Below are 6,975 nucleotides of genomic sequence, written 5' to 3' on the forward strand. Positions count from 1 at the left end.
CTCGAGCCGCACTGCCTCGCGCGCGATCTGGCGCAGTTGGGGCAGGGTCAGATGGCCGGGCGTAAGGCGGAGAGTCGGGAGCATGGTCGAATCCTGTCTATACAAGTCGCGAAAGTGGCCGAAGTCTAGCCTGGCGCGCCTGTCTATACAACTCCCCTTTGCGGCGCCTGTAGCCTGGGACTATCCACGAGGGTGCCGCAAGCGCCCGTCACGCGTCGAATTGCAGCCTGCCCCCAATAAACGCGAGAAAGCATTGCACGCGCGCGGCGAGCGCCGCGCTGCGGTAGTAGACGGCGTGGATCGGCTGGCGCGATTCGATCAACGCGTCGTCGAGCACGGTGACGAGGCGGCCCGCCTCGCGGTCGGCCGTGGTGAGGAAGTCGGACAGGCACGCAATACCGCTACCTGCGAGCGCGAGCTGGCGTATCGTCTCGCCGCTCGACGCCGATAGCGCGGGTGCGATCGTGTAGCCGGGCTCGCTCTCCTGGGCCTTCACGGCCGCGCGCGCTCCATCGCCGCCAGCCGCACGCAGCGGCCAGCCATTGAGATGCGCGGGCGCCGTAAAACCGATCAGCCGATGTTCGCGCAGCGCGGCCACGCTGCGCGGCGTGCCGTGCGCCGCGAGATAGCCGGGACTCGCGACAATGCGCAAACGGCTCGTACCGAGCGAGCGCGCGTGCAGCGTGGAGTCCTGCAGCGTGCCGATGCGAATGGCGATATCCACGCGCTGCTCCAGCAAATCGACGATGCGCTCGTTGTTCGTGAGCTCGAGTTCGATCTCGGGGTATGCGTCGGCGAACGCCGCGACGTGCGGCACGATGCAGTGAAGCATGAACGGCGTGGCCGCATCCACGCGCAACCGCCCGGAGGGACGCTCGCGGTGGCGCGTGACGGCCTCCTCGGCATCGGCCAGCGCCGCGAGTATGGCGCGGGCGCGATCGAGGAACAGTTCGCCCTCTTCCGTGAGCTGCAGGCGCCGCGTGGTGCGCAGGATCAGCGCGACGCCCAGCTGCTTTTCGAGCCGCGTGAGCGCGCGGCTCACGCCCGAGACGGTCTGCTCGAGCTTCTCAGCCGCGGCGGTGATCGACCCCGCATCGATCACGGTGACGAATACGAGCAGTTCGTCGGTCGACGTCTTCATCGTGGCTATTTTTGATCCGCAGTCAATATTCATTTGAGACTAACACGGTTTTTGCAAAACCCGGATACCCCGATACTGGCTGCCATCGCAATCCAGACAGGACCAGGAGTCATTCATGAAAGTCTTCGTGACAGGCGCAGGCGGATTTATCGGCGGCACGATCGCCGCGCATCTCGCGCGCGCGGGACATGAGGTGCGCGGCCTCGTGCGCCGGCCCGAGCAGTTCGCCGACCTCGAAAAGCTCGGCATCACGCCCGTGCAGGGCGATCTCGACGACCGCGCGACGCTGATGCGAGAAGCGCGGGCCGCCGACGCGGTGATCAACGCGGCCAGCAGCGACCATCGCGGCGCCGTCGAAGCGCTCGTCGACGCGCTCGAAGGCTCCGGCAAGACGCTGCTGCACACGAGCGGCTCGAGCATCGTCGGCGACGCATCGGGCGGCGAGGCGACCGGGCGCATCTATCACGAAGACGCCCTGCCCGAACCGACCGCCGACAAGGCGCCGCGCGTGGCCATCGACACTCTCGTGCTCGCGGCCGCGGCGCGCGGCGTGAAGAGCGCCGTGCTCTGCAACACGCTGATCTATGGCGTGGGCGCGGTGCCGGGAGCCGCGAGCGTGCAGCTGCCTCGGCTCATCCGCCAGGCACAGAAGAGCGGCGTGATGCGGCACGTCGGGCGCGGGCTGAACATCTGGTCGAACGTGCATGTCGACGACGTGGCCGAACTCTATCGCCTCGCGCTCGACAACACGCCGGCGGGCACGTTCTACTTTGTCGAAAGCGGCGAAGCGAATTTCCGCGACATGACCGAGGCGCTCGCAGAAGTGATGGGGCTCGGCGCGCCGCAGGACTGGCCGCTCGAAGCCGCGATCGAGGAATGGGGTTACGAAATGGCATCGTACGGCCTCGGCTCGAACAGCCGCGTGCGCGGCGAGCGCGCACGCACGCTGCTCGGCTGGCAGCCGCAGCGCACCTCGGTCACGGACTGGATCCGCGCAGACATGCCAAAAGTGCCGGGCGCGCAAAAATAAGTGTTGTAGCGTACGTAACTGTTGCGTATCCGTAAGGTCGATCCGCTAGAATCCGGGCGGTTTGCACTACCCGCCGGCGCACGTCATGCGCCGGCTCCGATACGCCGATGCTCCTCGCGCTGAACTTCGACTGGCTGACCAATCTGCTCGCCATTCTGTTCGTCGTCGCGTGCCTTTACGACGCGCGCTACGACGAATATGGCACGCTGACGCTCGCCGCCGCCGCGATGGGACTCATCGTGATGGCGATCGAAGTGCTGCTGCGCCCCGCGTTCGACATGTCGCTGTAGCGCGCTTTTTGCACCGCTTTTTTTACGATTCTTTCGCGGCCGGCGCAACCTTCTTTCCTTGCGCGAACAACGGTCCGCCCAACGCGCCTACGGTTTCTCGTGCGCACAGCACGAAGACGGCGCGGGTGCCTCTTCGTAGCGATCGTGGTGGCGCATCCACTCGCGCATGTCCTTCTCTTCGTTGCGTCCGTTTGCGGTCAGCTCCAGCATCGCGTACGTGCCGATCAGCATCTCGGCGCCGCGCGCGTACGCCGAATACGTGTGGTACACGTTGCCCGCTTCTTCGCGATAAAACGCGCTGACGCCGGGCAGCTCGTCGCTCATGTAGTCCTGCTCGGCGTAGTTGTAGATCGCCTTGCCGCGCGCCTTGTCGGCTTCGCCGAACGACACGTGATAGTCGAAGTTGAAGTCGCTCCCATTCGACGACACCCACGGAAAACGCCAGCCCATGCGCTTTTTGAACGCCTCGATCTTCGCGAGCGGCGCGCGAGAAACGGCCACGTAAGTCACGTCGTGATGCTCCAGATGCGGCAGCATGCCGTCCACGTGGTCGGACAGGAACGAGCAGCCCGGGCAACCCTCTTCCCAATCCGGTCCGAGCATGAAGTGATAGATGATCAGCTGGCTGCGCGGCCCGAATAGCTCGGCAAGCGTGCGCGGGCCTTGCGCTGTCTCGAACGTATAGGTCTTGTCGACCCTCACCCAGGGCAGCGCCCGGCGCTTCGCCACCAGCGCGTCCCGTGCGTGCGTGAATGCGCGCTCTTCGGCGAGAAGCGCCTTGCGGGCCTCAAGCCATTCGGTCTGCGAAACGATCCTGTGCGATTCCATCTTCCGGTTCCTCCTTCCACTTGAACGAGCGCCGTTCAGTCGAACAGCGCCACCAGTTTGTCGATCGAACTCGTCCAGCCCTCGTTGTGCGAGTCGCGCGCCGCTTCGTCGAAGAAGCGTTCGTGCACGAGCGTGAGGCCGGTGGCAGGCCCGTCGGCGCGCAGCGTCACCGTGACGAGCGACTCGCGCTCCGGCGTGCTGCGCCACGCCCACGTGAATACGAGCTTTTCGTCGGGCACGACTTCGAGATACGTGCCGCTCACGTCGTGATCCTCGCCGTTCGCGGCGCGCAGGATCACGCGAAAGCGCCCTCCCACGCGCACGTCCGCTTCAGCGTGAATGCAGATGGTGTCGAGCGGCTGCATCCAGCGCATCAATTGCGACGGCTGCGTCCACGCGGCGTAGACCTTCGCGGCCGTGGCGTTGAGGCGCCGCCGGATGGTGAGGCTGGGAGCGTGTTGGGCAGCGCCGGGGCCGGGTTGGGGTCCGGATGCGGGCTGGACAGCCATGCGTCTTCCTCCACGAAAGCAGCGAGCCGGTCGAGCGTCTCGCTCCAGAAGCGCTGATAGTGCGCGAGCCACTGCATCGCGTCCTCCATCGGCCCCGCAGCGAGCCGGCACGCCACGGTGCGGCCGGTTTTCGCGCGCGTGACGAGGCCCGCCTGAGCGAGAACGTCCAGATGCTTCATGACCGCGGGCAGCGACATCGCGAACGGCTGCGCGAGCGCGCTCACCGAGAGTTCGTCATGCTGGGCGAGGCGTGCGAGCAGCGCGCGCCGCGTGGGATCGGCGAGCGCCGCGAAGGTGCGGTCGAGGGCATCGTCTTCATACTTAACCATGTGGTTTAGCATAGGCGACGAGCCGGCGATGTCAAGCAATGGGTGAGTCATTCGCCAGCGGCGGCGCGCAGGGAGGCATCGCCGCCACTAGAATGGCGATTTCCGCGCGCCGCGCTATTTCAGCCACGTCACACCATGCCGTCCAAAATCCGCAATTCGCTGCTCTGGATCTTCGACGCCTTCGAGCGCGAGCCCGGATACCTCTGCAAACCCATGTTCGGCTGCGACGCCGCGTATCTGGACGGCCTGCTGTGCCTCGTGGCCGCCGACCGCGACCCGCCGTTCAACGGCGTGCTGGTCTGCACGTCGCGGGAGAACCATGCGTCGCTCATCGATGCGATGCCGGCGTTGCGCGCGCACCCTGTGCTCGGCAAATGGCTCTATGTGCCGCAAGCCGATGCGGCGTTCGAAGAGACGGCCGCGCAGTTGAGCGCACTCGTGCTCGCGCGAGACCCGCGCATCGGCGTGGAGCCCAAGCCACGCAAGCCGCGCAAATCGGCCAAATCGGGCAAGGGGCGCAACAGCGTGCTGCCGGAGTAATGCAACAGGGGGCGGCGCGCACAAGCCACACGGCCCGCGCCGCCGTGAAGCGACGCGGGCCGTGCAGCCGCCCGGGCGTGCCGCCATCGCCGCCGGGCGAATGACCGGGCCGTCCGGCGTATCAGATGGCCCAGCCGCCGAGATAGAACGCGGCCAGCACGCCGGCGATCACCACCGTGCCCACGTTCAGCTTGCGGATCTCGCCGCTCACCACGCGGCCGATCACGAGCGTGCAGAAGCCCAGCATGATCCCCGTGACGATGTTCGCCGTGAGCACGATGAACACGGCGCACACGAGGCCCGACATCGCGTCGACCATATCGGCCATGTCGAGGCGGCTCACGCTCGACAGCATCATGAGGCCGACGTACATCAGCGCGGGCGCCGTCGCATACGAGGGTACGAGGCCCGCGAGCGGCGCGAAGAACATCACCGCGAGGAACAGCACGCCCACCGTGGCGGCGGCAAGACCCGTCTTCGCACCCGCCGCCACGCCCACCGTCGATTCGATATAGGCCGCCGCCGGCGCGCCGCCGAGAAAGCCCGAGAAGATCGAGCTGACCGAGTCGGCCGTGAGCGCCCGCCCGCCGTTGACGATGCGCCCGTTCGCGTCGAGCTGACCCGCCTGCCCCGCCACGGCGCGGATCGTGCCGGTGGCGTCGAACACGGCCGTCATCACGAGCGCCAGCACGCTCGGCAGCACGGCCAGCGAGAGCGCGCCCTTGATATCCATCGCGCCGATCAGCGAGGCATGGCCCGGCGCCGAAAGCGAAGGCCACGCGAACACGCCATGGAAGCTCACCGCCGGATCGATGGCGAGACCGAGCGCGGAGATCGCGACGATCACGATCAGGATCGAGCCCGGCACGCGGCGGCGCACGAGGCCGAAGATCGCGGCGAGGCCGACCACGGAAAGGATCACGGGCAGCGAGGTGATATGGCCGAGCGAAACCGGCAGGCCCGCGCCCGGATTCTTGACGACGAGGCCCACGTCATTGGCGGCGATAAGCAGCAGAAAAAGGCCGATGCCGATGCCCGTCCCATGCGCGATGCCGTGCGGCAGGTTGCGCAGGATCCACGAGCGCACGCCCGTCACCGAAATACCCGTGAACACGAGGCCCATGAGGAACACCGCGCCGAGCGCCACTTCAGGCTTCAGGCCCTTGCCGAGCACGAGGCCGAAAGCGGTGAACGCCGTGAGCGAAATGGCGCAGCCGATGGCGATCGGCAGGCGCGCCCACAGGCCCATGAGCAGCGAGCCGAATGCCGTGGTCAGGCACACGGCCACGAACACGGCGCTGGTGTCGAAGCCCGCCTTGCCGAGCATGCCCGGCACGACGAACACGGAATAGACCATTGCGAGGAAGGTCGTGACGCCCGCAATCGCCTCCTGACGCAGCGAGCTGCCGCGCGCGGCAACGTCGAAATAACGGTCGATGAATCCCGAGGCCGGGCCCAATGCATCCGGGGACTCGACTTCGGCGGCGGTCGCGCCGGTGAGCGGCTGCGCGTGGGGTTCGATCATGGTGAGTGCCTCCTTTATCAGCATGCTGAAACGGTTCACGGCTCACCAGCCCGATCCGTCATCAGGTTCGTCTCGAATTGAATTAGTCGTGTCGACGCGTTGCCGGCGCCTTCTTCCACTTCCCGGCGCTCATCGTTTTGACATCTCTTTATGGATGGAGCGAAGGTTAGGCGAACACGATTTGCGCTCCCATCGCACGCGCCGCATTGCGTTCATGCCGCGATGCTTATATGCCCGTGCACAGGGCACGGGGCGCGGGCCGTCCCCGCGTTTACACCTGGGCGCGTAGGGGCCGTTTGCGCGCGGAACGAGGCCCGTTTCGTATGATCAAACGTCGTCGTCGCGGCTCGAGCGGCATCCTGCCGACCGGCGCGGCGCTTGCGGCGCCGGAGCCACGCCGGTCGCCCACGCCGGTCACCCACGCCGCCATTAAGCAGATCGGTCCGGTGCGCGGGTTACACTCACGCATCCCGACCCGGTTTCCCCCTGCCGCGCGCGTCGCGCCGGCCGCTCCAAGGAGTTTCAGTAGATGAGACGCGGCATCCTGCGTTCCGCACGTCCTGTTTTTCACTTTCCGTACGCCCTGACGCTGCTGATGCTGCTCACGCTGTCGGGCTGCAGCCTGTTCCGGCCGGCCCCGCCGCCCGAACCCGAAGCGCCCGTGGCCGCGGAGCCCGAGCCGGCTGCGAGCGAGCCAGAAGCCGCGTCCGCGCCCGAGGTGGCAAGCGAGCCTGAGGCGGAGAGCACAGCGAAGCCGGCGCCGAGGAAGCCGCGGCCCGCGCC

9 protein-coding genes are annotated in these 6,975 nt (G+C 67.0%); 4 read left to right on the forward strand and 5 right to left on the reverse strand.

The window, feature by feature from the left end:
• Positions 1–208: 208 nt before the first annotated feature.
• On the reverse strand, positions 209–1,141 hold the full coding sequence (locus BHE01S_RS35560; RefSeq protein WP_042273135.1) for a LysR family transcriptional regulator: 933 nt from the start codon (positions 1,139–1,141) through the stop codon (positions 209–211).
• Positions 1,142–1,256: 115 nt separating this feature from the next.
• On the opposite strand from BHE01S_RS35560, the gene BHE01S_RS35565 reads away from it, so the two are divergent.
• Together BHE01S_RS35565 and BHE01S_RS35570 are read left to right on the forward strand one after the other, a co-directional pair.
• The gene (locus BHE01S_RS35565) at positions 1,257–2,171 is read left to right on the forward strand and encodes an NAD-dependent epimerase/dehydratase family protein (RefSeq protein ID WP_042273136.1); all 915 of its coding nucleotides are present in this window, start codon (positions 1,257–1,259) and stop codon (positions 2,169–2,171) included.
• Positions 2,172–2,278: 107 nt separating this feature from the next.
• Entirely contained in the window at positions 2,279–2,461 is a 183-nt protein-coding gene (locus BHE01S_RS35570; RefSeq protein WP_042273138.1) for a hypothetical protein, read from the forward strand.
• Between the two features lie 87 nt (positions 2,462–2,548).
• Here BHE01S_RS35570 and BHE01S_RS35575 read toward each other — a convergent pair whose 3' ends face one another.
• From BHE01S_RS35575 to BHE01S_RS37535, 3 genes are read right to left on the reverse strand one after another with little or no spacing between them, the layout of a single operon-like run.
• Positions 2,549–3,289, reverse strand: a complete 741-nt coding sequence (locus BHE01S_RS35575; RefSeq protein WP_042273140.1) for a DUF899 domain-containing protein — start codon at positions 3,287–3,289, stop codon at positions 2,549–2,551.
• A 35-nt stretch (positions 3,290–3,324) separates the two neighbouring features.
• Positions 3,325–3,654, reverse strand: a complete 330-nt coding sequence (locus tag BHE01S_RS35580; protein WP_322787358.1) for an SRPBCC family protein — start codon at positions 3,652–3,654, stop codon at positions 3,325–3,327.
• Positions 3,655–3,662: 8 nt separating this feature from the next.
• Complete coding sequence (locus BHE01S_RS37535; protein ID WP_084069618.1) at positions 3,663–4,127, reverse strand: ArsR/SmtB family transcription factor; 465 nt, start codon at positions 4,125–4,127, stop codon at positions 3,663–3,665.
• 135 nt (positions 4,128–4,262) lie between these two features.
• On the opposite strand from BHE01S_RS37535, the gene BHE01S_RS35585 reads away from it, so the two are divergent.
• Positions 4,263–4,667 (forward strand): hypothetical protein, encoded by a 405-nt coding sequence (locus tag BHE01S_RS35585; protein ID WP_042273143.1) that lies wholly within the window; start codon positions 4,263–4,265, stop codon positions 4,665–4,667.
• Positions 4,668–4,788: 121 nt separating this feature from the next.
• Here the strand turns inward: BHE01S_RS35585 and BHE01S_RS35590 are convergent, their stop codons facing one another.
• Positions 4,789–6,192, reverse strand: a complete 1,404-nt coding sequence (locus BHE01S_RS35590) for an NCS2 family permease (RefSeq protein ID WP_042273147.1) — start codon at positions 6,190–6,192, stop codon at positions 4,789–4,791.
• Positions 6,193–6,721: 529 nt separating this feature from the next.
• Here BHE01S_RS35590 and BHE01S_RS38840 point away from each other — a divergent pair.
• Positions 6,722–6,975: hypothetical protein (locus tag BHE01S_RS38840; protein WP_218000442.1), on the forward strand; the 254-nt coding region annotated here is incomplete at its 3' end.

The organism is Paraburkholderia heleia NBRC 101817 (assembly GCF_000739775.1).
Classification (GTDB): domain Bacteria; phylum Pseudomonadota; class Gammaproteobacteria; order Burkholderiales; family Burkholderiaceae; genus Paraburkholderia; species Paraburkholderia heleia.